Origin of the sequence: Faecalibacterium sp. An77 (assembly GCF_002161315.1) — a bacterium.
In the GTDB taxonomy this organism is placed as follows: Bacteria; Bacillota; Clostridia; order Oscillospirales; family Ruminococcaceae; genus Faecalibacterium.
Window position 1 is genome coordinate 1 of sequence record NZ_NFHK01000019.1, and the last position, 24906, is coordinate 24906.

Genomic DNA, 24906 nt, shown 5'->3' on the forward strand with positions numbered 1-24906 from the left:
CTTCTCGTGTTCCTGAATGTGGCTGTATTTTCTGGGCATAGCAAAAACCTCCTGTAGTAGTTTTATTCTACCACAGGAGGCCTTCTTTTTTCATTGTCTACTTTTACTGGAGCGGTTCAGTTCACCGGCAGAGGGCGGCGTTTTTGATTTGCTGGTGCAGAAGGGGGATCAGTTGGCGGTCATCTCGGTGCCCTGGCTGTCCCGCAGGATGACTTCCTGGCCGGCCACGCTGCCCATAAGGGCGATGTAGCTGGTGCCGGGATGGATGTTCAGGGCGGTGCCGTCCGAATTGTAGATGGCGAGGGTGGAGTCCACCCCGGGCATCCAGAGGATGCTCCATACCGATCCGCCGTTCAGATATACCCCGGCGCCCATGGTCAGATCGTATCCCCAACAATAGCCGTCGTCCCGCAGGGAGGGGGCACTGTAGAGAATCAGCAGGTTGTCAAAGCCCGCCTGGGTGCTGGTGTTGGCGTCGGTCTGAGGGGACCCGTCCGACCGGGCCATCAGGTACTGGCCGGTGCCCTCGTCGTAGGTGAAGTGGGTGGAGCTGGAGGGAGAAAAGATCAGTTCCACCGAGGAAGCGCCCTCCTTGCCGTTGGCGGTCTCGCCGAAGGGAAGGAGCGGGGGCAGCTTGGCGGTGGATTCTCCGCCGGAAGCGTCGCTGTCGGCGGACGACGGGTCGGTCTTGGGCTGTACATGGAGGGAAACCCCGGCGCTGTCTGCCAGAGGCAGCAGGTCGGCGCCGCTGGTGGTCCAGCTGATCTGGTCGGGCTGGCCCCAGACCCCCTCATAGGTGAAGCCCTTGATCCCCAGGGACAGAGCGTCCAGAGGGAGAACCTCGTAATAATCCTCGAAATTGGCCGCGTAGACGGTGGCGCCGCGCTGAATGGGGATTACCTGCTGGCAGGCCAGAAGCTGGAGATAGAGGTCCCGCCCCTGGGCCACCGGCCCCGTCTTGGGAACCGCCTCCAGGGAAGGGTAGACCAGACAGAGGCTGGTGGAATTTTCCCCCTCGGTGAGGGCCTCAAAGACCACCGACGCCTCCCCGATGCCCCATTGACGGCTGGCCTCCGGGCCGTTGTCAATAAAGACGGCGGCCGGCCGCTGGCCGGGCCAGCGGGCAGCCTCGCCGGTGAGAGGGTCCAGGGCAAGGGTATCCTCCTCCGCGGCAGAGCGGCTCTGCTGGGCAAACAGGGCGCAGCCGGTCAGCATCAGCACTGAAAAACAGAGGGCCGCCCATGCCAGAGTGTGTTTCTTCATGGCGAAAATCCTTCCAAAATCAGGCGTTGAAGGTGAAGTAACCCTGCTCGTCCTCGTCCACGATGGCCAGATAGGTGCGGCCGCGGTTCAGGGACACCGGCTGGCCGTTGTCGGTCAATTCCAGAGGCAGGTCGGGGGCCAGCTTGGACCACTGGCAGACCCGCACCCGGCCGCGGGTAAAGAGGTAAGCTTCGCCGCCGGCGATGTACTGGACCTGCTGGACGTCGCCCGAGTCGCCGGGATAGGCGGCGATGGGGGCAAAGCAGACCACCAGGTTCTCAAAGGCCAGCTGCTGGCCGTTCAATTCGTCCACAGCGGCCTCAAACTGGCCGGTACGGGCGCTGTACATCTGCATCCGATAGACCTTGTCGGGGCTGCTGTAGCTGAAGGCGGACTGATAGTTGGCCGAATGGCGGACGGTGATCGACCGGGCGGCCTCATAACCCTCCAGCAGCTCGATCTCGCCGGTGCGGTAGTCGGTGAAGGGGAAGAAGGTGGTGTCGTAGTTGTAGGTCAGGCCGATGGATGCGTTTTGGGCGGCCTGACGGATCTCGGGCCCCGAGGTGAACTCGGTGTGCTCATAGGCCACCACGCCGCCCCGGCTGTCCCGATGGGCCACATGGGGATGGGTGGGGGTGTTGAAATAGCTCTTGCCGCCGATGTTCAGGCCGGAATAATTCCACTGGCTGATGTACTGGGTGCAGAACACACTCTCGCCGTCGTGGTAATACAGGCCCTGCCAGGGCATAATCAGCTGGAGGAACTGATCCCGGCCCGAACGCAGGGGGCCCACCTCGGGGATGGCGTCTACATTGTTATAAAGGGCGCACAGGCGGCTGATGTTGCCCTCCACCTTGGATTCGATGAGGATGGAGGCCGACGACAGGCCACGGTGGGGCCGGGCGTTCTGGCGGGCGCTGTTGCAGATGTTGTTGACCATGACGCCGATGATCCGGCCGTTGCCGGTCTTGGCTTCACCGGTGAGGGGGTCGGCATCGTAGGGGGGCAGCGCCGGGGCGCTGCTGGCAGCAGGCTGGGAGGAGGCAGCAGAGGAGGCTGCGCTGGAGGAAGCGGCTTCCTCCTTGCCGAACACCTTTTGCAGCCAATCCATGAAGCTGCCCTTGGTGCTGGCGCCGGTAAAAACCAGGCAGCCGGCAAAAACTGCCGAGCAGCGCAGCAGCAGACGGCGAGTGATCTTCATAAATCTATCGCTCCTTTATCGTGGTGTGGGGGACGGGGCTCCGCCCGGTGTCCTGGTGCACAGGAACGTGCAAAGCCAGGCACGCTGTATATCTCCCATTGTAACTATTTTGTTTTCCTTTGTAAAGAGGAACTTCCTGCCGCGCCGGCGGACTTTTTTGCGTCAGGTCTTGCAATTTGGCTTCAGCTGTGGTAGAATAGTCGGGCAGTATAGCACTGTGCAGTTTTTCTGCCCCAAAATATGCGCTCGTAGCTCAGTCGGTAGAGCATCTGACTTTTAATCAGAGGGCCTGGGATTCGAGTTCCCACGAGCGCACCAAGGAAAAAGCGTTGAATCTACGATTCAACGCTTTTTCTTTTTGCCTATGGGGTATGAGGAAGGAAGCTGCGGCCAGTATATTACATATAGAAAGCTTTGGCCAGACCAAATTCATTGTACAGGAAGAAACGCCCCAAAAAAGCCGCGGCGACCAGAATCAGAGGATAAGAAGGCGAACGGCTCGACAGAGAGAAGAACCGCTGGCAAAGGCGGCTGTGGGAGCAAAGTTTTTGAAAAATCCAAAAGCCAGCTGCGCCGCCGAAGGTATTCAAAATCAAATCATTGACGTCGGTATTCCGGTTGTTCAAAAGCTGGCTGAGTTCAATTCCCAGCGAAAAGAGCAAGCTGAGCATAGCGACCTGACGGAAGCTCGGCTGTTTTTTCCACAGAACCGGTAGAAAAAAGCCGAATGGAATAAATAGAATGATATTCAGCACGGCGCCTACCAGACTGGTGTACAGCCATTGGAGCAGGGAGAGCGGACCGCTGATAGGGGTGAGGGGATTTAAAAATGCGCCGATCACAGGAATCAGATTCAACTGCTTAGAGGAGGGAAGGATACCATACAACAGGCCATCATAAAGCGTTCCTGCACCGGTAAAATGGAATACACCGGCCAGATAGACCCCAAAGGCAAGCAAGAACATATAGTATTTCGGTTTGTAGGAGATGGGGCCGCAAACTGCCCGTACAGCAGCAACACCTACTAGAAAACCCAAAAACGACGCAATGGTTTCATATCCCAGAAAAATGAGATTCTCCAAGGTGATTTCCTCCTTACGCAGATCTTGTGAAAAAGTATAGCAGAGAAGTGATTTTTTGACAATAAACGTGCAATAAATAGGAGGAATTGTGCAGTAAAAAGGGGGCGCTGCGGGATGACGCGCGAAAATATACATTGACCTGGCCTCCATTCAAAAAACGGCCGCCCGCCCCGACAAACAGGGAACAGGCAGCCGGTTTGCAGATTCAGAAGGTCAGGCGCATCTGGTACCACACCACGTCCCCGTGGGTGGACTGGGAGATGCCCTCGCTGACAAAGCCGAATTTGGCGTAGTAGTGGACCAGACGGTCCTTGCAGGTGAGGACCAGGCCCCGGCGGCCCTGGGCGCGGGCTTCGCCGATGACGTGGTTCAGCAGGGCGGCGGCACAGCCCCGGCGGCGATAGGCCGGCCGGGTGTCCACCCCGAAAATCATCTGCCAGGCCCCGGCCTCGTTGTGCAGGGAGGGGGCGTCGTACATGACGTCCTCCAGGTCGGGGGTGTCGGTGACCATCCCGTTCACAAAGCCCACCATGGTGTCCCCGTCCATCAGGACCCAGAAGTGGTTGGGGTAGACCGCCAGACGGCCGGCCAGGCTGGCCGGACCGGCAGCCTCCGCCGGCGGGAAGCATTCCGCCTCGATGCAGCTCACCGCCTTCAGGTCATTGGGGCGCGCGGTGCGTATTTCCATACCGGGGTGTCCTTTCTGCGGGCCTCAGCGGTCCTGCATCATGATCTTGACGATTTCCTTGTCGGTCTCCCGCATGCCTTCGCGGCCCAGCTGGCTGACGTTGCGGATGGTGTTCTCCACGCCCTTGGTGACAATGCCGTCGCCCGCCAGGAACTGCTGGCCGTTCAGGTACATGTGATAGCCCATGATGCCGGCCTCCACGCTGGAGGCAATCTTGGCGGCGCAGCTGGGCTTGGCGCCGTCGCAGATGATGCCCGACACAATGGCCAGAGAGTTCACCAGGGTGTGGGCGATGGCTTCGTAGTCCGCACCCTGGAGATAGGCGATGCCGCAGCCCGCCGCACAGCCGGCGCTGACGGCGCCGCAGTAGGCCGACAGCCGGCCGATGCCGCTCTTTTCATGAATGGCGATCAGGTTGGAGACCGCCAGAGCCCGGTACAGCTTGTCCTTGGGAACTGCCAGGGCCTTGGCGTACTCAATGACCGGCACCGATACGGTGATGCCCTGGTTGCCGCTGCCCGAGTTGATGACCACCGGCAGCTCGCAGCCGCTCATCCGGGCGTCCGAGCCGGCGGCCGCCTTGGCAATGGCACGGTTGCGGACGTTGTCGCCGTAGAACTTGAGCATGGTGGAGCCGATGTTGGCGCCGTAGTCTCCCAGCAGGCCCTCCTCCGAAATCTGGGTGTTGTACTGAATCTGGGTGTCCAGCACCGGCCGGATGTCGGCCAGATCGCAGGAATTGGCAAAGTCCAGGATGTCGGCAATGGTCAGCAGGTTCTTGTCGGTGAGGCCGCTCTCGGCGGGATTGTCCCCGCCGCAGGTGGCTTTGGCCCCGGCGTCGGTGTTGTCCAGCAGGACCTGGCCGTCCTTTTCAATGTACACAATGTTGGTGTGGTACTGGCTGATCCGCACCGCGGCCGACTGGCTGCCGCTGGTCAGACGGATGATGATGTCAAAAATAATCCCGTTGTCCACCGGATGCACCGTGACCGGCACCTGCTGCAGGAACTGCCGCATCTGGTCCTTCTGCTGGGCGCTGACCTCCGAAATGACTTCCAGAGCCTTGCCGGCCTGGCCCGCCACCACGCCGGCGGCTGCGGCGGCCTCGATGCCCTTCATGCCGTCGGTGTTGGGGACGATGACGCTCTTGACGTTCTTGATGATGTTGTTGCTGACCCCGATGTCCATGGCCTCGGGCAGGCAGCCCAGCACCTCCCGGGCCTTGGCGGCGGCGTAGGCGATGGCGATGGGCTCGGTGCAGCCCATGGCGGGGATCAGCTCCTCTTTCAGAATCTGTACATATGCCTGATAAAGTTCGTTTGTCTTATCCATTGTTCTTTTATCTCCTTCTGGGGCGGCGGCCTTATCTTGGTATAAATATACACATTCCGGGGCCGGATTGCAACCGGCCCAAAGGGCTTTGGGCCGGGTTTTGGGCCTGGGATACAATCCGGCAAAAAAATCCTGCATGGTTTCGCCTCCTTCCACTTGACAAGCGGTCGGATGTTTCGTAAACTAATAAATAGTAGAAACAACGGGGTTCCAGGCTGCCTGACCAGCCCGAAACTCCTTTGGAAGGGCAGCGAGCGGCTGAGCCCGACGTCGGAGCGGGAGGCTGCGGCGCTGTCCCAGGGGTGTATCTTCCAGTGATTCGGGCGCTGTGGGCTGTCCTGCCGTCGGGCAGGGGTCAGCGGCGCCGTCCACGGTTTCGGTGCACCCCACAGATGCTGCTTGCAGGGGCGCTGCCCACAGACAAACCGAGCGGTCCAACGCTCGTTTCTATTTATAAGCTTGAAACTGTAACTTGGAAGCCGCCGACCCGTGCGCCGGTCTTGTTCCTGTGCGCGGTTTTGTTGTCTTTTTTGATCAAAGGCTCACTTATAGATAAAAGGTTTATGCCCGCGCGCTGCCGCAGCATCTCCGCAAACCATTTATGCATTTGAGGAGAACGAAACAATGGAAGCGACCACGATCATCATCACTGTCGTGATCGCCCTCGTTGCACTTGCTGTCGGCATTGCAGCGGGCTTTTTTGGCGGTTTCAACTACCGCAAAAAGACCGCTGAGGCCCAGATCGGCAGTGCAGAGGCCGAGGCAACCCGACTGGTCAACGAGGCGATCAAGACAGCCACCCAGAAGAAAAAAGAGGCCATTCTGGAAGCAAAGGACGAAGTCTTTCGGATGAAGGCGGACGTCGATGCCCAGAAGGCCGAGGCCGACCGGGAGATCAAACAGCGCCGCGCTGAGATCAGCCGCCAGGAGAACCGGATCGACCAGAAGGAAAACGCCCTGGACAAAAAGACCGAAGCCCTGGAAAAGCGGGAAGAAGAGGTCAAGAAGCGTATGGCGGAGGCCGAGGCACACCTGGCCGAGGCCGACGAGCTGCGTGCCAAGCAGATGGAGCGGCTGGAGATGCTGGCCGGCCTGAGCCAGGCCGACGCCCGGGAAGTGCTGCTGAACAAGGTGGACGAGGAGCTGACCCACGAGAAGGCTCTGCGCGTGGCCACCTATGAGTCGGACCTGAAGGACGACTGCGAGAACATCGCCCGCAACATGATCGCCCAGGCCATCAGCCGCTGCGCCGCCGACCATTCCAGCGAGACCACCGTCACGGTGGTGCCCCTGCCCAGCGACGAGATGAAGGGCCGGATCATTGGCCGCGAGGGCCGGAACATCCGGGCCCTGGAGACCGCCACCGGCGTGGACCTCATCATCGACGACACCCCCGAGGCCATCACCCTGTCCTCCTTTGACCAGACCCGCCGCGAGGTGGCCCGCATGACCCTGGAACGCCTCATCGGCGACGGCCGTATCCATCCGGCCCGCATCGAGGAGACGGTGGAGAAGTGCCGCCGCGAGCTGGAGATCCAGATGAAGAAAGAGGGCGAGCGCGCCGTCATGGAGCTGGGTATCCATGGCCTGCACCCCGACCTGGTGAAGCTGATCGGCCGTCTGAAGTACCGCACCAGCTTTGGCCAGAACGCCCTGACCCACAGCATGGAAGTGGCATGGCTGGCCGGCCTGCTGGCCAGCGAGCTGGGCCTGAATGTGACCATGGCCCGCCGCGCCGGCCTGCTGCATGACATCGGCAAGGCTCTGGATCACGAGATCGAGGGCAGCCACGTCCAGATCGGCGTGGACATCTGCCGCAAGTACAAGGAGAATCCCCAGGTCATCCATGCGGTTGAGGCACACCACGGCGACGTGGAGCCCAAGACCGCCCTGGCCTTCATCGTCCAGGCCGCCGACGCCATCAGCGCCGCCCGGCCCGGCGCCCGCCGCGAGAACGTGGAGAGCTACGTCCGCCGTCTGGAGAATCTGGAGGAGATTGCCTCCGGCTTCGAGGGCGTGGAGCAGGCCTTTGCCGTCCAGGCAGGCCGCGAAGTGCGGATTATGGTCAAGCCCGACGTCATCGGGGACGACCAGGTCATCCTGCTGGCCCGGACCATTGCCCACAAGATCGAGGAGAGCCTGGATTATCCCGGCCAGATCAAGGTCAATGTCATCCGCGAGAGCCGCGCTGTGGAATACGCCAAGTAATTCCGCCCAACCTTTCAAAAACAACAGCCGCCGCCTTTCAGAACGAAGGGCGGCGGCTGTTTTGTTTGTCACAGGATGGAGAAGCGGGTCAGGGCCTTCTCTTTTGAAGAGAACGTCTTATTTTTCCCTGCACTTGACGCCGTAGTTGCCCCGGCTTCCGCTCTCATATCCGCGGTAAATCTCGTAGAGCTTCCCGTCGATGATGGCCTGGTCGTCGCCGGGAAAAGCACAGGACAGGCCGTTTTTCTCGCAGTAGGCGGCGATAGCCTGATGAGCCTTTTCCACCGTGGGGTAGACGTCGGCAGGCTCATAGGGAACCCAGAAGGCTTTTTTCAGCAGGTTCAGCATGATGGTACACTCCTTTTCTTATAAATTCAGGGGCTCAAACGCAGCTCAGGCGCCCACGATCAGACGGACGGCGCCGTAGATGCCGGCGTCGTTGCCCAGGCTGGCCTGCTTGATGGGGGTCTCCCGGCAGGACTTGAAGGCGTAGGTCTTGTAGTGCTCGGTCAGGGGCTGGAACAGGACGTCGCCGGCCCGGGCCACGCCGCCGCCCACCAGGAAGACCTCGGGGTCTGCGGTGGCGGCAATGATGGCCAGCGCCAGGCCCAGGTCGTCGGTCATCTGGTCCACTTCCTTGGCGGCCAGAGCGTCGCCGGCGCGGGCTGCGTCAAACACATCCTTGGCGGCAAAGTCGGTGCCCCGCAGGGTGCAGGGAACGTCGGGGTTTTCTTCCAGCAGCTTCTTCATGCAGCGGACCACGCCGGTGGCGCTGGAATACTGTTCCAGACAGCCGTGCTTGCCGCAGCCGCAGACAGCGGTCTCGTTCTTGTTGACGGTGATGTGGCCGATCTCGCCGCCGGCCCCGTGGGCGCCGTCGATGACCTTGCCGTTGACGATGACACCGCCGCCCACGCCGGTGCCCAGAGTCACCATGACGGCGCTGCGGCAGCCCTTGGCGGCGCCCATCCAGATTTCACCCAGGGCGGCCACGTTGGCGTCGTTGCCCACCAGAACCTTCATGCCGTTCAGCAGCAGGGACAGGTTGGCGGCCACGTCCTGCTGGCCCCAGCCGCCCAGGTTGGCGCAGACGATGGGCACCACGCTGGAATCCTGCACAGGGCCGGGCACGCCGATGCCCACGCCCTCGATCTGATCGGGGGTCAGGCCCTTTTCTTCCATTTTGCCCAGAACGGCCGCGGCCAGATTGGGCAGGATGCGGACACCCTTCTCGGAGGTGTCGGTGGGAACTTCCCATTTTTCCAGCAGAGCGCCGGCGGTGGTGAACAGGCCGACTTTGGCGGTGGTGCCGCCCAGGTCGATGCCGAATGCGTATTCCTTCATGATCCTTTTACCTCGCTTTTCGTCGGCCCGGATGCCCGGGCTGTACTTTCTATCAGTATAACATACTCAGCGAAAAAATACAGACCCTTTGCGATCTTTTTGACGGTCCCGGCGTTTGGACGCAAAAAGGCCGCCGCTCCGGCGGGAGACCCGGAACGGCGGCCAGCTGTCTTAACGTTGGCTCTGCAAAACTCAACGTGCTGCAATATGCATCTGCATGGAACGGCGGCTGCTTGCCCGCACCAGATGGCGGACCAGAGCAACAGGCCACAGCAGGGTATTGATGGCGATCTCGACCGGCTTGACATCAACGGTGTCCATACTGCTGATGCCGGTGAAGATCAGACAGGCGATGCCACAACCAAGAATGTAACAGTACAACATGTGCAAACCTCCACTAAAATTTTTTCGGCCGCAAAGGGCCTTTTTTATTTTTCAGGCCGGAAGAACCCGCGCCCTGATTTTACGTCTCGAGGGTGCTGCGCACCCTTCTGCACCTTTACTATACTCCAAATGAGCGGTAAAGTCAATGGGGTGATATGCTGAAAAAATTGAAGGTATCGGGTGAATGAAAGTGTAATCATGAAAGTGATTCGGGGTAAAGTGGTTTACTTTGTGCCGCTAAAGCGAAAGCGCGAAATGTCCGTTCGGCGAGGACAAAGAAGGGCCTTTCAGGCCATAAAAAGGCCGGTCTGTGCGCGCAATATGAACAAAATGTGAATACGGCACACCCGGCCGGGAGGGACGGAATTTGGTCTGCCCGGCAATGAAACCGAAGGCAGGAACGTATTTCCAGTAGAGAGAATGCAGCCGGAAGGAGGATCATACCATGAAACGATGGAAAAACTGGACCCGCAGGCTGACTTTGCTGCTGGCCGTGGTGGTGCTGGCGGTGGGGGCGGCCCTGCCTGCCGCTGCCGATATGGGCCCCAAGCCCTCGGTGGAAGTGGTGTTTCAGGGGCTGGAGGGTCAGCGCTTCTATGCGACCCTGCTGGGCAATGTCACCCAATATGGGCCCTGGTCGGCCAAGGAGGAGTATCTGGACTGGAGGGGAGACCCCGAGGCCTGGGATGCCTTTGTCCGCTATCCGGAGCCGGAGGGGTGGTATTTTCTGGGGAACTATGCCGACTGCACCGAGACCGGGCGGTTTGTGTGGAGCTATTATCCCCCCGAGACCTTCTATATTTTAGTCTGGCTGCCGGAGGAGGACCGGTACCTGTGCAGCACCCAGCCGGTGAGCCGCTATGCTTTCGACAGCCGGTTCACCGTGACGGTCGCAGGGGAGGGCTTGACGGTCCGGTCCAGCTATGACTATGCCGGGGAGGTGCTGGGACTTTTGGCGCGGGCCGCCCTGACCATCGCCCTGGAAACCGCAGCCGCCTGGCTGCTGTTCGGCCTGCGGCGGCGGGATCAGCTGGCCCTGATCCTCAAGGTAAACCTGGTGACCCAGCTGGCCCTGAATATCTTGCTGAACCTGTGCAGTTATTTCAGCGGCCCGCTGCTGACGGTGCTGGTGTATGGCCTGCTGGAGCTGCTGGTGTTTTTCACCGAGGGCCTGGTCTATGCAAAACGGCTCCGCTGGGCCGAGAACCAAAAGCCGCACCCCTGGCTGTATGCCCTGGGAGCCAATGCGGTTTCCTTCGCGGCAGGGTGGGAGCTGGCCCACTGGCTGCCGGGCGTATTCTGAAAATGCAAACACTGCGTATAAAAATTATCAAGAATAACTTAAAAAATTGTTCTTGTTGACAGATGCGGCCTGCGCTATTATAATAGTATCAACGTAACTGGCATTGTGCCCAGGGAAAGGAGCGGTCATTTTATGGCACGGGCATCGCAGGTTGTCTTATCAGAGAACGAATATTACCTGATTAAAGCACCCAACGGGAAGGTGCTGGAAGTAAAGGACTTCAGCACTGCCAACGGTGCATTCATTCAGCTGTGGGATTATGCCGGGCACCCGTGGCAGCAGTGGCGGTTTGTGGACGCAGGCGAAGGGCGCTGGCGGATTCAAAACCGGTTCACCGGCAAGATGATTGACCTGGTCCAGGACGGCGTGGTGGAGGGCACCTGGCTGCACCAGTGGAGCCGCACCAGCGGCCTGAGCCAGTGCTGGGTGCTGGAACCGCTGCGCAACGGCCGGACGCGGATTCGCAGTGTGCTGGCCAACAAGTACATCGACCTGGTGGGGATGAATACCTCCAACGGCGCCCAGGCCCAGATCTGGCTGGAAGTCCATGGAGGAAACCAGGAATGGAATCTGGAGCGGGTGGACGACATCACCGCCCGGACGGCTCCCCATACCAATGAGGTGAGCTATTCCCATGGGCCCACCCCGGGGCAGCGCCGCCAGCAGGATGACCTGGTGCGGAAGCTGAACCAGTCGGGCCAGGGCCGCAGCCGCAAGGGCAGCAAGGCCTGACCATTTCAATAAAACCCTACGTCGCCCCGTCGGCATGCACGCCCGGCGGGGCACTTTTTGCAAAAGATTTCAGATGTAAAGGAGAGGGAACGACCATGGCACTGGCACAGAATACAACCCTGTGTTATCTGGAACGGGACGGAGCGTGGCTGATGCTCCACCGCACCAAAAAGAAAAACGACTGCAACCACGACAAATGGATTGGAGTGGGCGGCAAATTTGAATCCTGCGAGAGCCCGGAGGAATGCCTCCTGCGGGAGGTGAAAGAGGAAACCGGCGTCACCCTGACCCGCTGGCGCTACCGGGGGATCATCACCTTTGTGCTGGACGGGGTGGGGGAGTATATGCACCTGTTCACCGCCGACCAGTGGGAAGGGGAACCCGTCTGCGGCGACAGCGCTGAGGGCGTCCTGGAATGGGTGCCTCGGGACCAGGTGCCCAGCCTGCCCATCTGGGAGGGAGACAAAATCTTTTTCCGCCTGCTGGCGGAGGAACGGCCCTTCTTCTCCCTGAAACTGTGCTACCAGGGGGACACCCTGACGGAAGTCGCCCTGGACGGCAAGGTCTGGGACGGAAACGCCTGACTTTTTACTTCCTATATATAAATAGGCAAACCAAGTACCCCGTCTGTCTGAAAAGGCAGGCGGGGTATTTTTTGCGTTTGTGGGGATGTTTGTGGGTGATTTGACGTCCCCTGTTTCCCGCGATACACCATGAAAAAGACGGGATCTCCTGCCCTGTATTCTTCGTACACCAGAGAAATTTCTCCCGCCCTTCCTGGGGTGAAAAGGAGTTGTATCCAAGATAGGCCTTTCCAAACTATATAAAATTAAGCAAAAATGGGAAAATTTGAAATCGGGTCTTGACACCGGGGGGGGTATGATATTATAGGCACACAAAGGAAAGGACCTTCCTTTGAAACCTGTTTTGGGTCTCTATCTTTTACACCATTTAAGGAGGAAAAATTCATTATGAAACTCAAGAAAATTGCTTCTCTGATGCTCGCTGGCGTCATGGCTGTCAGCATGCTGGCTGCTTGCGGCAGTAACGGTACTGAGAATGGCGGTGCTTCCAGTGAGGAAGAAAAGCCTTCTACTGGCTATGCAGATGTCTTCAATGCAGAACTGACTGCTCGTGCACAGGAGCGTGTTACTTTTACTGATAGCACAGCTCTGGATGCGGTTGTAGATGAAGCTATTGGCGCTATTAATAGCAATACCATTTTGGGGAGCCTGAACTACAATACTGTTCAGCGCATTCAGACGGCTGTAGGCGGCTCGTTCATTCCTATGCTGAATGATCTGGATGATGAGCTGGATCTCCTGCCCGGCTTCCCTTATGATGGTGCTACTTTGAACGGAACTATGAACGCTGTTGCCGTCACTCCTGGTGAGCTGGATGAGCCTGATACTATCGCTGCTGTTTATGCATTCGATGGCACTAAGGTTGATGTAAAGAGCGCTCTGAAGCAGATTGCTCAGAATATGAGTGCCTCTATCTCCGGTCTGGATAACGAGCAGCAGAATCATCTGAACACTCAGCTTGTTTACAATCTGCATTATACTGGTGAAATCAGCGTTCGTTCGAAGACCTATGAGAATAGTATTGCAGATGTTACTATCACTTTCGTGGTTGTGACCATCAGCCGTACTGCTACTGTCTAAACTAATTTACTTATAACATCCCGGCAGCACCATAGCCGTGGGTGATGTAAGGGATCTCGGGCAAGAGACCGCCTGAGATTCGGGTAATAAACCCATCCGATGTGGCGACAAAGGGGAATGTCTAACCAATGTTCCTTCTGTTGTTGATCGCACCAAAACAAAAGAACTTTTGCGTCACGAAAGATAGGGTCCCTCTGCGAGGGCCGGCTCTCACGAGCTGGCCCTCGCATTGTTTGTTGTGGGGAAAACCTACAGAATAGAGAATGCACCCCGTGTCCAGAGCCCCGCCGGGGCAAATACAGCGGTCTGAATTTTCAAGCATCATGCTTGAAAATTCAGGGCACCGCAAGATGGAGCTTTTCTGCGGGTCAGAAAATCAGGCTATGAGGTAGTTTGCATCGTACCCGGCCGCAGGCCGGACGTAACGTGAGCGCGGCATGGCCTGCAACCTCCACAAACGGTATAAAGAGCGGCCAGAGTGTATGGTACCCAGTAAAGTCCTCTTGCGCTTAGCCAATTTTCTCTGCGGGCATGAATGCCCTTGCGAAAATTGGAGCGCTGCGCCAGCGGCGGCTCCCCGTTTCATCCACTGGATGCGGTCGCCGCCGCTGCAAAGCTTTTTTTCAAAAAAGCGTGAAAATGGGGGAAGAATATGGGATGGTTTGCACATTGTACAGGGGAGGGTGTTGTGGTACAATAGCCGCTGCATGGTCCATAGAGGGGCTGTGGGATGATAAGAATCAATGATATTGAAAATGAAAAGAAGGGGATTGGTTTTGCGTTATCTGCGTCAATTTTTGTGGATTATTGGCTTCACCCTGGCAGGTGAAGTGCTGCATGCGGCTGTCCCGCTGCCGGTCCCGGCGGCGGTGTGGGGCCTGGTGCTTCTGTTCGCAGCGCTGGAAAGTGGAAAACTGAAACTGAGTTCCGTGCAGGACTGCGGTCAGTTCCTGCTGGGCCTGATGCCGGTGCTGTTCATTGCGCCGTCGGTGGACCTGATGGACAGCTGGCCGCTGCTGGCCAGCGTCTGGCCGGCAGTTCTGGCCATCATTGTGCTTTCGACGGTGGTGGTGTTCGCCGTCAGCGGCCTGGTAACCCAGGGCCTGCTGGAGGCTTCCAGCCAGACCGAAAACGCCGCCCAGGCGGAGGAGGTTTCCGATGAGTGAGTTTCTTTCCGGATCGTCGCTGTTGGCGATCCTGTTGACGTTTGGCGCCTATGAGCTGGGCCGTATGTTCCAGCAGAAAACCCGCATGGCGATTTTCAACCCGATTCTGGTGGGCGCTCTGCTGGCCGGTGTGGTTCTGGTCCTCACCGGCGTGTCCAATGAGGCTTATCAGGAAGGCTGCGCCACCTTCTCCTGGCTGCTGACTCCGGCCACCGTCTGCCTGGCTATCCCGCTGTATGCCCAGTTCAGCCGCCTGCGGCACAATCTGCCCGCCATTCTGGCCGGCGTCACCGCCGGCACCCTGACCAGCCTGGGTTTTGTGTGGCTGCTGACCCGCCTGTGCGGCCTGAATGAGGTGCTGACCGTCTCTCTGATGCCCAAGAGCATCACCACCGCTATGGGTATTGTGGTCAGTGAGGCCGCCGGCGGCGAGCCCGCCATCACCACGGCCGCCATCATCCTGACCGGCATTCTGGGAAGCATCCTGGGCCCCGCCCTGTGCAAGGCTCTGCGGCTGCGGAATTCGGTGGCCCAGGGCGTGGCCTTTGGCACGTCAGCCCACGTGGTGGGCACCTCCAAGGCGGCCGAAATCAGCCAGACCGCCGAGGCGGTCAGCAGCCTGTCGCTGGTGTTTGCAGGCATCCTGACCGCGGTGCTCTGCCCGCTGATCCTGTGATTCCCATTGTGCGATTTCCAGACCCAAGTGCAGGCGTCTGAAACGAAAAACCGGCATTCCCGAGGCTCTGTCAGCCCGGGGTATGCCGGTTTTGTTTGTTGGCTGCGGAATCAGTTCTCAAAGGCTACGTCCTGTGCCTCCCGCAGGGGGAAGGCCATGGGCTGGTCGCTTTCCAGGTCGGTCCCGGCCATGCGGACCGCTGTGATCCGGCTGTTGCCGTAGGTCTTGTAATAGTAGGTTCCGCCGGCACAGCAGCAGGAATAGGTGGTGAGGTCGTATTTCCCCTCGGGGGTGAGGACGGTTCCCCGCACCATGGCCACCGTGTCCAGCAGGTGGAAGAACTGGGTGACCCGGGTCAGCTCATCCCCTTGGTCGGGGCTGTTCAGCTTGCTGAAGGCGGCCCGGACATACCGCGACGCCGGAGAGGCGTCGCCCGGCAGGCCGAGGGCGCCCATGCCCTGGCCAAAGGGGGCCAGATCCACCCCCGGCGCCAGATGGTTTTCCGGGGGCCGGGCGGTGAGGGCCTGGTACTGCCGCAGGTTCAGCTGGTGGAAGGGGAAGGGCGGGTTGTTGGTGAGGACCCCCACCGGGTCGTCGTAGAGATGGACCCCGTCCCGGGTGGCTTCCAGCACGGCGGCCCCGGTCTTGTCGGCAATGTGCCAGTGGAGGGCTGCCAGGGGCAGCCCCTCCGCAAAGGCCACCCCCAGCGGCCGGAATCGGGCCAGCTTCTCTTTGGCCTGGGCCAGGGTCTCGCAGCTGCCCAGCACCCAGGGGATCAGCTCATAGGGAGCTACGGCGTCCCATTCCGGCGACACCTCGGGCTCGTACCAGGCATTCCCCGGGAAATACAGCCCCGCCATATACAGCCCCGCCTCGTTGACGGCCTCCGCATACAGGGGATGTCCATCCGCCATGTGGGCCATCCCCACCATGGCCAGATGCCGGTCCAGCGGCGGCTGACGCCGGAACCGCAGGGGATACCGCCGCGGCGTCACCACCACCTGTTCCCCAAAGGAATATTCCAGGTCCAGGTTGCGGCCGAACAGGCCGCCGCCCTGCTGCATCGCGATACTGGTGCACATCTTGTCTGCCTCCTTTTGTATCTTTCATTATGAACCGAAGGGCTTCCGTTTACACCGGTTTGGTCCCGGCGGGCAAAGGTTTCGTTTGCTTCCCGCCGCGGCCTATGATATGATAAGAATAACATACGGCCGTCCAACCTGCAAGGAGGTGCCCGCCTGTGATCGACCTGGATCATCTGGAACAATACCGCGAAAACAACCGCATCGAGGCCAAGAAGGCGATGGGCGGTCTGCCCAAGAGCCTGTGGGAGACCTATTCTGCCTTTGCCAACACCATGGGCGGTCTGCTCCTGCTGGGGGTGGAGGAACTGCCCGACAAGTCCCTCCACGCGCTGGAACTTCCGGCGCCCCAGCGGCTGGCAGAGGAATTCTGGGAGATCGTCAACGACCCCAACCGGGTCAGCGCCAACATCCTCTCCCGGGGGAGCCTGTCCATCGAGGAGACCGGCGGCGGGCGGATTCTGGTGATTCGGGTGCCCCGGGCCCAGCGCACCGACCGCCCCATCTACATCGAGGGGGACCCCATGTGGGGCACCTACCGGCGGAGCGGAGAGGGGGATTACCGCTGCACCCCCGAAGAAGTGCGGGCCATGCAGCGGGACGCCGCCGTCAAAACCCAGGACATGACCCTGCTGGAGGATGTCTCTCTGGATGTGCTGGACAGGAACAGCCTCTGCCGCTACCGGGCCCGGATGGAGGCCTGCCGGCCCGGGCACATTTCCCAGCAGGACAGCGACAATGAGTTTCTCCGCTGGATTGGCGCGGCGGACCAGGGCCCAGACCAGAAACTGCACCCCACCGTCGCCGGCCTGCTGATGTTTGGCCGGGAACCGGCCATCCGGCAGGTGTTTCCCAACTATCAGCTGGACTACCGGGAACAGGCTGTCCCGGGCGGCCCCTGGACCGGCCGCCTGCTGTCCTCCTCGGGGACCTGGAGCGGCGGCCTCTATGACTTTTACTGCGGAGTATCCCGGCGGCTGGACCGGGGCCTGTCTCAGGAGCCGGTGCGGAATGCCCTGCGGGAAGCCCTGGCCAACTGCCTGGACAACGCCGACTTTCACAGCCGCCAGGGGGTGGAAATCACCCGGCGGCCCGACAATGTCACCTTCATCAACCCGGGCGGCTTCCGAATCGGTCTGCCGGAGGCCCTCAGCGGGGGCATCTCGGACCCCCGCAACAGCGCACTGACCCGGATGCTCAACCTGATCGACGTGGGCACCGGCACCGGCCGGGGCCTGCCCAACATTTACAACGTATGGAACGCCCAGGGCTGGCCGCCTCCGGTGATTCGGGAGCAGTTTGACCCGGAGCGGATCACCCTGACCCTGTCCATGTCGGCAGGGCTGACGGTGCCGGTCAGCAGCGCCCTGCAGGTCCCGGCGCCGGCCCAGGACGCGGTCCAGAAGGCCGCCATCGTGGAACATCTCACCAACTACTCCCGGGCCTCCTCGGCCGAGCTGGCCGCCCTGCTGGGGGTGAGCCGGGCCCGGGCCTGCATCCTGCTGAACCAGCTGGCGGAACAACAGATCGTGGTCCCTCTGGAGGAGGGCAATCAGCGCTTTTACCGGCTGAAACGGTGACTGTACATAAAAAGAAAAATCCCCGAAGCCGCAGGGCCTCGGGGATTTTGATTGCATAAAAGGGACGGGCTGAAATCAGCGCTTGGAGAACTGGGGAGCGCGGCGGGCAGCCTTCAGACCGTACTTCTTGCGCTCCTTCATACGAGGATCGCGGGTCAGGTAGCCGGCCTTCTTCAGGACAGCGCGGTTCTCCTCATTCTGCTGCAGCATAGCGCGGCTCAGGCCGTGACGGATGGCGCCGGCCTGGCCGGAAACGCCGCCGCCTGCAACGCGGACAACCACATCAAACTTATCCTCAACGCCCAGCAGAACCAGCGGAGCGCGGACAATCAGCTTCAGGGTCTCCAGACCGAAGTAGTTGTCCAGATCACGGTCGTTGATGGTGATCTTGCCGGTGCCGGCGTAGACGCGAACACGGGCAACGGAATCCTTACGACGACCAGTGCCGTAGAAATAAGGTTTGGTTTCGTACATATTCGATTGCCTCCTTCTTAGAACTCGATCTTCTCGGGCTTCTGTGCAGCGTGAGCGTGCTCAGCACCCTTGTAGCAGTGCAGGCGGGTCAGAGCCTTGGCACCGATGGTGTTGGACGGGATCATGCCCTTGACAGCGTAGGTCATAGCCAGGTTGCTGTTCTCAGCCATCAGCTTCTTGTACTGGACCTTCTTCAGGCCGCCGATGTAGGCAGAGTGGGTGATGTGGAACTTCTGCTCAGCCTTCTTGCCGGTCAGGACAGCCTGATCGCAGTTGATGATGACAACAAAGTCACCGCAGTCCACATTGGGGGTGAAATCGACTTTCTGCTTGCCGCGCAGCAGGACGGCGGCCTCAGCAGCGACGCGGCCCAGCGGCTTGCCGGCAGCGTCGAGCAGGTACCACTTACGCTCGACTTCAGCGGGCTTCACGAGAGTAGTGCTCATATATATTTCCTCCTGATAAGCATTCGTAACAGTTCAGGCGCCGGGTGGGCGCGAATGATAGTATATACCATCAAAAGCTGCCTGTCAACACGATTTTTTGATTTTTTCGGCTCAAATTTATCATTCTTTCAAAATCTCTTGTTTTCTCTTGAATACTCTTGAATTCTCTCGTCGCATTTTTGCTTTTCGGGGCGCGGCCAAAGCGGGGTTTTCTTTGCATGGGCGCTGTAAATCCGCCGTGTTTTATGCTATACTATAAAATACGCTGTGTTCAGCGTTCATCACGAGTAAAAAGGAGATTTTCCACATGCCCAGAGAGATCGACCGCCAGGCCGCCGCCCAGAAGCGTTCCTCACGGCTTCTGGTGGGGATGGCAGCGTTTATATTGGTGGGCGTCGTCGTCTACGGCGTCCTGCTGTTCATGACCAGCCGCCGCACCCCCGCCAACCCCGACACCCACTACACCGCCGAAAACGGCATCTCGGTCTATTATGAGTCGGCCGCATGGCCGGTCTGCCGCATGACCGAGGACCCCACCCTGGGCCCGGTGCTGGAGCTGGCTTCCAGCGAGGACCCCGACAACGACCAGTATCAGGTGGTGCTGTTCCAGCGGGGAGACGCCTCCACCTATGAGGACTTCCTGACCAAGAGCCAGGATGACCTGCGGGCCAACTACGGCGTCATCAGCCCCAAGAAAATCGACATCGAGGTGGAAGGCGCCGCGGTGGAGGCCGTCCGCTGTGACATCCAGGCCTATTATGCGGTGCTGGCCACCATCACCTACGACAGCGGGGATGTGATTTACGTCTCGGCCCTGACCCGGCTGGCATCCATCAACGACGTGTTGAATCTGATTGAAAGTGTGGCCCTGGCATGAGTGAACCGAAAGCAATGCAGCGCCTCACCGGCCTGATGCGCAAGGCCGTCCAGGATTATGAGATGCTGGCCCCCGGGGACCGGGTGCTGGTGGGCGTTTCGGGAGGCAAGGACAGCGTGGCCCTGACGGTGGGGCTGGCCCTTCTGCGGCAGTACATCGGCTTTGACTATGAGCTTCAGGCCGTTACCCTGGACCCCCAGTTCGGCCGGCAGCCGGGGGATTATTCCCGGCTGGCCCAGCTGATGGAGCGGTACAACATCCCGTATCAGGTCCGCCGCACCGATATTGGCCCGGTGATCTTTGAGGAGCGGCAGGAAAAGAACCCCTGCGCCCTCTGCGCCAAGCTCCGCCGGGGCGCGCTCCACACGGCGGCCCAGGAACTGGGCTGCAACAAGGTGGCTCTGGGCCATCATCTGGACGACGCCATCGAGACCTTTTATATGAACCTGTGGCAGGAGGGGCGGATCGGGTGTTTTTCCCCGGTGACCTACCTGTCCCGCCGGGATTTGACCTTGATCCGGCCCATGCTGCTGGCCACCGAGGCCGAGGTCCGGGCCGCCGTCTACGAGGAGGAACTGCCCATCGTCAAGAGCCTCTGCCCCGCCGACGGCACCACCACCCGGGAGCGGACCAAGGATTTTGTCCATGAGCGGTGCCGCACCGACTATGCCTTCCGCCAGAAAACCCTGCACGCCCTGCAGGAGAGCGGGATCGACGGCTGGCGGCCCCTGCACACCGGGCGGGGCTCTTTTAAAATCCCGCAGCAGAAAGGAAAGGCGGAGGAGAATCTATGAACGAGCCTTTTGAGCGGCACGTCTGGGCCGAAATCGACCTGGACGCCCTGCGCCATAATTTTCGCATCACCCGGCAGCAGGCCGGCGGCCTGCCCCTGTGCGCTGTGGTCAAGGCCGACGCCTACGGCCACGGCGCGGTCCGGTGTGCCCAGGCCTTTGCCGAGGAGGGCGCGGCCTGGCTGGCGGTGAGCCGTCTGACCGAGGCGCTGGAACTGCGCCGGGCCGGGCAGAAGCTGCCCATCCTGATTCTGGGCCGCACCGAGCCCCAGTACGCCCGGGTTCTGGCCCAGTACCAGATCACCCAATGCTGCTATTCGCTGGCCTATGCCCGGGCCCTGTCCCAGGAGGCACAGAAGGCGGGGGCAAAGGTGCAGATCCACCTGAAGGCCGACACCGGCATGGGCCGGATCGGCTTTGCCCTCCGCACCGACTTTGACGCCGCCGTCCGGGAAATGGCCGAGGCGGCATCCCTGCCGGGCCTGGAGATGACCGGACTGTTCCAGCACTTCGCCGCCGCCGACGAGGCCGGCGAGGACAGCGAAGCCTATACCGCCGGACAGCACGCCCTCTTTGTGCGGGCCTTTGAGGCCCTGCGGGCCGCCGGCCGGGAGCCGGCCCTGGTCCATTGCGACAACTCCGCCGGAACCCTGCTCCATCCCGACTGGCCCGCCGGCCTGCCCCGGGAGCGCTGCATGGGCCGTCCCGGCATCATTCTGTATGGCTATCCCCCCAGCGCCGAGGTGTCCTGCCCCGACCTGCGCCCCGTCATGACTCTGAAAACCGTGGTCAGCATGGTGAAGGAGCTGCAGCCCGGCCAGTCGGTGAGCTACGGGCGGCGGTTTACCGCCCAGACTCCCACCCTGGCCGCCACCATCTGCGCCGGCTATGCCGACGGCTACCCCCGGCTGCTCAGTGAGGGCAAAGGCGTGGTGGACCTGCACGGCCAGCCCTGCCCGGTGCTGGGCCGGGTCTGCATGGACCAGATGCTGGTGGACGTCACCAACGTGCCCCATGTGGCCGATGGGGATGAGGCCATCCTCTGGGGCGGCAGCGGCGCAGGGGACACCGCCGAAACCATCGCCCAAAAAACCGGCACCATCTCTTATGAGGTTTTGTGCGGGGTGGCCCGCCGGGTGCCCCGCGTCTACCTGGAAAACGGCCGGGCCGTCTTTGTTGACGACCACCTGGACAGCTGAACCTTCACTCGTTTCACGGAGGAACCCATGGCAAACAAAAACATCCGCAATTTCTGCATCATTGCCCACATCGACCACGGCAAATCCACCCTGTCCGACCGCATCCTCGAGCTGACCGAGAGCGTGGATGAGCGGACCATGTCCGACCAGATTCTGGATAACATGGACATCGAGCGGGAGCGTGGCATCACCATCAAGGCCCGGGCCGTCACCATGCACTATACCGCCAAGGATGGCCAGGTGTATGAGCTGAACCTCATCGACACCCCGGGCCACGTGGACTTCGCCTATGAAGTCAGCCGCAGCCTGGCGGCCTGTGAGGGCGCCATCCTGGTGATTGACGCCACCCAGGGCGTGGAAGCCCAGACCCTGGCCAATACCTATATGGCGCTGGAACACGACCTGGAGCTGGTGCCGGTGCTGAACAAAATCGATCTGCCCAGCGCCCATCCCGACGAGGTAGCCCAGGAGGTGGAGGACGTCATCGGCCTGCCCTGCCTGGACGCGCCCCGCATTTCGGCCAAGGTGGGCCTGAACATCGACCAGGTATTGGAACGGGTGGTAGCGGACATTCCGGCCCCCACCGGCGACCCCGACGCCCCCCTCAAGGCCCTGATTTTCGACAGCGTCTACGACAGCTACAAGGGCGTTATCGTCTACATCCGCGTCTTTGAGGGCACCGTCAAGCCGGGAGATACCATCCTGCTGATGGCCACCGGGGCCAAGTTCACCCTGGTGGAGGTGGGCCATATGGGCGCCACCAACCTGTCCCCCTGCGACCAGCTGTCGGCCGGCGAGGTCGGCTACCTCACCGCCAGCATCAAGACGGTGCAGGACACCCGGGTGGGCGACACTGTCACCCTGGCAGACAATCCCACCCCCGAGGCCCTGCCGGGTTACCGTCAGGTCAAGCCCATGGTGTTCTGCGGCGTGTATCCCGCCGACGGCAAGCGCTATCCCGACCTGAAGGACGCCCTGGAAAAGCTCCAGCTCAACGACGCATCCCTGACCTATGAGCCCGAAAACAGCGCCGCGCTGGGCTTTGGTTTCCGGTGCGGCTTCCTGGGCCTGCTCCATATGGAGATCATCACCGAGCGCCTGGAGCGGGAATTTGACCTGGACCTGGTCACCACCACCCCCGGCGTTCAGTATCGGATCACCCTCACCGACGGCACCGAAAAGGTCATTTCCAACCCCTCCGAGTACCCCGATCCCTCCCAGATCGCCAAGCAGGAGGAGCCCTTTGTGGACGTCCACCTCTACACCCCCAACGAGTACGTGGGCGGTCTGATGGACCTGTGTCAGCAGAAGCGGGGCGTCCTCATCAACATGAAGTATATGGACGACGTCCGGGTGGACCTGCACTATGTGATGCCTCTGGGCGAGATCGTCTACGATTTCTTCGACGCCATCAAGAGCCGCAGCCGCGGCTACGCCAGCTACGACTACGAGTTCAAGGAGTACCAGGAGAGCGACCTGGTGCGTCTGGACTTCCTGCTGGCGGGCGACCCGGTAGACGCCCTGTCCATGATCGTATTCCGTGACAATGCCTACGCCAAGGGCCGCCGCATCTGCGAAAAGCTGCGGGACAACATTCCCCGGACCCTGTTTGAGATTCCGGTTCAGGCCGCGGTGGGCGGCAAGGTCATTGCCCGCGAAACCGTCAAGGCCATGCGCAAGGACGTGCTGGCCAAGTGCTACGGCGGCGACATCACCCGCAAAAAGAAGCTGCTGGAAAAGCAGAAGGAAGGCAAAAAGAAGATGCGTCAGCTGGGCTCGGTCTCCCTGCCCAGCGAGGCCTTCACCGCCGTCCTCAAGCTCGACAACTCCGACGACTAACCTTTTCACTGGGTACCATACACTCTGGCCGCTCTTTGGAACGTTTGTGGGGGTTGCAGACCATGCCGCGCTCACATTACGTCCGGGCTGCGCCCGGATACGATGCAAACTTTGTCTTGTCTGGTTGTTGTTCCCCGGAGGGCTCATTTCCAAGCAATGCGGGTTTTATCTCACCTGTGTCAGGTCTGGGCCGTATTTAAGGGACGATATGAAATTTTGCCGGACCTGCATTTTATGAAAAGCAGGCCGACGCAGCAAGAGGGTGGTTTGCTCTCCAGGTTTGGATCGTTTGCATGAAATCCGGGCATCAGGAAGTCGGACAAGCATAAAGCGGGGACCTTCCAGGGCCCCGCAGGGATAAAAGAAAAGCCTCTGTTCCATCCGCAAGGGTAGAACAGAGGCTTTGTTATTTTGAATGAAGCAGTTTCAAAAGAAACAGGGCTGGACCGGAAATCAGGGAGAAACCGGTCAGAAAGGCAGGCCGTTTTTGCCCCGCAGCTCAGACAAGGCCGATAGCAACCATAAATAATGATACGGATACCCGGCAGCTCAGACGCGGCTCGCGCCACAACAGGCCGCAACTATAAACAATGATACCCGATGAAGTTTGCATCGTACCCGACCGCAGGTCGGACGTAGCGTGAGCGCGGCAAAGTTTGCAACCCTCACAAACGTTATAAAGAGCGGCCAGAGTGTATGGTACCCAGTGAAACCTCTTGCGCTTAGCCGATTTTTGCAGCGCGCCGCGGCGGGCGCTTGCAAAAATCGGAGCGCTGCGCCAGCTTTGGCCCGGCTGTTTCGTCCGCAGGACGCGCCGGACCAAAGCTGCCTTTGCCTACTTTTCTTCCAGAAAAGTAGGTTAGCCGCCCAGGTATGCGGTCTGAACTTTTTCGTTGGTGAGGAGCTCGGCGCCGGTGCCCTCCATGACGATGCGGCCGGTCTCCAGAACGTAGGCGCGGTCCGCAATGGACAGGGCCATCTGAGCGTTCTGCTCCACCAGCAGGATGGTCATGCCCTCCTTGTGGACGTTCTGGATGATGTCGAAGATTTCCTGCACCATCAGAGGGGACAGACCCATGGAGGGCTCGTCCAGCATCAGCATGGATGCGTTGCTCATCAGGGCGCGGCCCATGGCCAGCATCTGCTGCTCACCGCCCGACAGGGTGCCGGCCATCTGGCGGCGGCGCTCCTTCAGACGGGGGAACAGGGTAAAGACCTTCTCCATGTTGGGCGCAATGGTGCTGCGGTCCTGGGTGTAGCCGCCCATCTCCAGGTTTTCCTCCACCGACATGTGCAGGAACACCCGCCGTCCCTCGGGAACCTGAGCCAGGCCCGCCTGGACGATCTTGTGGGCGCGCATCCCCGAGATGTTCTGCCCCTTGTAGGTGATGGAACCGGTCTTGCTGTGCAGCAGGCCCGAGATGGTTTTCAGGTTGGTGGATTTGCCGGCGCCGTTGGCGCCGATCAGGGTCACGATCTCGCCCTCGTCCACGTGGAAGGAGATGTCCTTGATGGCGTGGATGGCGCCGTAGTAGACGTTGATGCCCTCAACGTTCAGCATAGTCTGTGCCATGG

24 protein-coding genes and 1 tRNA gene are annotated in these 24906 nt (G+C 60.4%); 13 read left to right on the forward strand and 12 right to left on the reverse strand.

What is annotated here, in order from left to right; translation table 11 throughout:
* Positions 1-168: 168 nt before the first annotated feature.
* Positions 169-1263 carry a DUF3048 domain-containing protein gene (locus B5G28_RS07865; RefSeq protein ID WP_087247594.1) on the reverse strand — a complete coding sequence of 365 codons (1095 nt, stop codon included), beginning with the start codon at positions 1261-1263 and terminating at the stop codon, positions 169-171.
* A 19-nt stretch (positions 1264-1282) separates the two neighbouring features.
* Entirely contained in the window at positions 1283-2464 is a 1182-nt protein-coding gene (locus B5G28_RS07870; protein ID WP_087247596.1) for a DUF3048 domain-containing protein, read from the reverse strand.
* 242 nt (positions 2465-2706) lie between these two features.
* On the opposite strand from B5G28_RS07870, the gene B5G28_RS07875 reads away from it, so the two are divergent.
* Positions 2707-2782 (forward strand) — tRNA-Lys (locus B5G28_RS07875).
* 80 nt (positions 2783-2862) lie between these two features.
* Here B5G28_RS07875 and B5G28_RS07880 read toward each other — a convergent pair.
* The 3 genes from B5G28_RS07880 to B5G28_RS07890 form a co-directional block, all read right to left on the reverse strand.
* The gene (locus B5G28_RS07880) at positions 2863-3546 is read right to left on the reverse strand and encodes a VanZ family protein (protein ID WP_158099599.1); all 684 of its coding nucleotides are present in this window, start codon (positions 3544-3546) and stop codon (positions 2863-2865) included.
* A 205-nt stretch (positions 3547-3751) separates the two neighbouring features.
* The gene (locus B5G28_RS07885; RefSeq protein WP_087247600.1) at positions 3752-4234 is read right to left on the reverse strand and encodes a GNAT family N-acetyltransferase; all 483 of its coding nucleotides are present in this window, start codon (positions 4232-4234) and stop codon (positions 3752-3754) included.
* Positions 4235-4258: 24 nt separating this feature from the next.
* Positions 4259-5566, reverse strand: coding sequence for an L-serine ammonia-lyase, iron-sulfur-dependent, subunit alpha (locus tag B5G28_RS07890; RefSeq protein ID WP_087247602.1), 1308 nt, complete (start codon positions 5564-5566; stop codon positions 4259-4261).
* A 624-nt stretch (positions 5567-6190) separates the two neighbouring features.
* On the opposite strand from B5G28_RS07890, the gene rny reads away from it, so the two are divergent.
* On the forward strand, positions 6191-7774 hold the full coding sequence (rny, locus tag B5G28_RS07895) for a ribonuclease Y (RefSeq protein ID WP_087247604.1): 1584 nt from the start codon (positions 6191-6193) through the stop codon (positions 7772-7774).
* Positions 7775-7891: 117 nt separating this feature from the next.
* Here rny and B5G28_RS07900 read toward each other — a convergent pair whose 3' ends face one another.
* From B5G28_RS07900 to B5G28_RS07910, 3 genes are all read right to left on the reverse strand, one after another.
* Positions 7892-8122, reverse strand: coding sequence for a DUF4318 domain-containing protein (locus B5G28_RS07900; RefSeq protein ID WP_242962192.1), 231 nt, complete (start codon positions 8120-8122; stop codon positions 7892-7894).
* 45 nt (positions 8123-8167) lie between these two features.
* Entirely contained in the window at positions 8168-9118 is a 951-nt protein-coding gene (locus B5G28_RS07905) for an ROK family glucokinase (RefSeq protein WP_087247606.1), read from the reverse strand.
* A 192-nt stretch (positions 9119-9310) separates the two neighbouring features.
* Positions 9311-9502, reverse strand: a complete 192-nt coding sequence (locus B5G28_RS07910; RefSeq protein ID WP_242956992.1) for a hypothetical protein — start codon at positions 9500-9502, stop codon at positions 9311-9313.
* 445 nt (positions 9503-9947) lie between these two features.
* Between B5G28_RS07910 and B5G28_RS07915 the strand changes: the two genes are divergently transcribed.
* The 6 genes from B5G28_RS07915 (at position 9948) to B5G28_RS07940 (ending at position 15043) form a co-directional block, all read left to right on the forward strand.
* Entirely contained in the window at positions 9948-10805 is an 858-nt protein-coding gene (locus tag B5G28_RS07915; RefSeq protein ID WP_087247608.1) for a hypothetical protein, read from the forward strand.
* Positions 10806-10937: 132 nt separating this feature from the next.
* A complete protein-coding gene (locus B5G28_RS07920) occupies positions 10938-11537 on the forward strand; it encodes an RICIN domain-containing protein (RefSeq protein ID WP_087247610.1) in 600 nt (199 codons plus the stop codon).
* Between the two features lie 95 nt (positions 11538-11632).
* Complete coding sequence (locus B5G28_RS07925) at positions 11633-12121, forward strand: 8-oxo-dGTP diphosphatase (RefSeq protein WP_087247612.1); 489 nt, start codon at positions 11633-11635, stop codon at positions 12119-12121.
* A 387-nt stretch (positions 12122-12508) separates the two neighbouring features.
* Positions 12509-13201 (forward strand): hypothetical protein, encoded by a 693-nt coding sequence (locus B5G28_RS07930; RefSeq protein ID WP_087247614.1) that lies wholly within the window; start codon positions 12509-12511, stop codon positions 13199-13201.
* A 776-nt stretch (positions 13202-13977) separates the two neighbouring features.
* Entirely contained in the window at positions 13978-14367 is a 390-nt protein-coding gene (locus B5G28_RS07935; RefSeq protein ID WP_087247616.1) for a CidA/LrgA family protein, read from the forward strand.
* The gene (locus B5G28_RS07940) at positions 14360-15043 is read left to right on the forward strand and encodes an LrgB family protein (RefSeq protein WP_087247618.1); all 684 of its coding nucleotides are present in this window, start codon (positions 14360-14362) and stop codon (positions 15041-15043) included. Before B5G28_RS07935 ends, B5G28_RS07940 begins: the two co-directional genes overlap by 8 nt.
* Before the next feature lie 110 nt (positions 15044-15153).
* On the opposite strand, the gene bsh is transcribed toward B5G28_RS07940, so the two are convergent.
* Positions 15154-16125 carry a choloylglycine hydrolase gene (gene bsh, locus B5G28_RS07945; protein ID WP_087247620.1) on the reverse strand — a complete coding sequence of 324 codons (972 nt, stop codon included), beginning with the start codon at positions 16123-16125 and terminating at the stop codon, positions 15154-15156.
* 158 nt (positions 16126-16283) lie between these two features.
* On the opposite strand from bsh, the gene B5G28_RS07950 reads away from it, so the two are divergent.
* Positions 16284-17705, forward strand: a complete 1422-nt coding sequence (locus B5G28_RS07950; protein ID WP_087247622.1) for an RNA-binding domain-containing protein — start codon at positions 16284-16286, stop codon at positions 17703-17705.
* Between the two features lie 75 nt (positions 17706-17780).
* Here B5G28_RS07950 and rpsI read toward each other — a convergent pair whose 3' ends face one another.
* Both rpsI and rplM read right to left on the reverse strand, forming a co-directional pair.
* Positions 17781-18179, reverse strand: a complete 399-nt coding sequence (gene rpsI, locus B5G28_RS07955; RefSeq protein WP_087247624.1) for a 30S ribosomal protein S9 — start codon at positions 18177-18179, stop codon at positions 17781-17783.
* Positions 18180-18196: 17 nt separating this feature from the next.
* Complete coding sequence (rplM, locus tag B5G28_RS07960; protein ID WP_087247626.1) at positions 18197-18625, reverse strand: 50S ribosomal protein L13; 429 nt, start codon at positions 18623-18625, stop codon at positions 18197-18199.
* Between the two features lie 307 nt (positions 18626-18932).
* Here rplM and B5G28_RS07965 point away from each other — a divergent pair, with 307 nt between their 5' ends.
* From B5G28_RS07965 to lepA, 4 genes are read left to right on the forward strand one after another with little or no spacing between them, the layout of a single operon-like run.
* Positions 18933-19502 carry a hypothetical protein gene (locus B5G28_RS07965; RefSeq protein ID WP_087247628.1) on the forward strand — a complete coding sequence of 190 codons (570 nt, stop codon included), beginning with the start codon at positions 18933-18935 and terminating at the stop codon, positions 19500-19502.
* Positions 19499-20296 (forward strand): tRNA 2-thiocytidine biosynthesis TtcA family protein, encoded by a 798-nt coding sequence (locus B5G28_RS07970; RefSeq protein ID WP_087247630.1) that lies wholly within the window; start codon positions 19499-19501, stop codon positions 20294-20296. The genes B5G28_RS07965 and B5G28_RS07970 overlap by 4 nt, the downstream gene beginning before the upstream one ends.
* Entirely contained in the window at positions 20293-21492 is a 1200-nt protein-coding gene (gene alr, locus B5G28_RS07975; protein WP_087247632.1) for an alanine racemase, read from the forward strand. Before B5G28_RS07970 ends, alr begins: the two co-directional genes overlap by 4 nt.
* A gap of 27 nt (positions 21493-21519) precedes the next feature.
* Entirely contained in the window at positions 21520-23331 is a 1812-nt protein-coding gene (gene lepA / locus B5G28_RS07980) for a translation elongation factor 4 (protein WP_087247635.1), read from the forward strand.
* Between the two features lie 859 nt (positions 23332-24190).
* Here the strand turns inward: lepA and B5G28_RS07985 are convergent.
* A complete protein-coding gene (locus B5G28_RS07985) occupies positions 24191-24904 on the reverse strand; it encodes an ABC transporter ATP-binding protein (RefSeq protein ID WP_087247637.1) in 714 nt (237 codons plus the stop codon).
* Between the last annotated feature and the right edge of the window lie 2 nt (positions 24905-24906).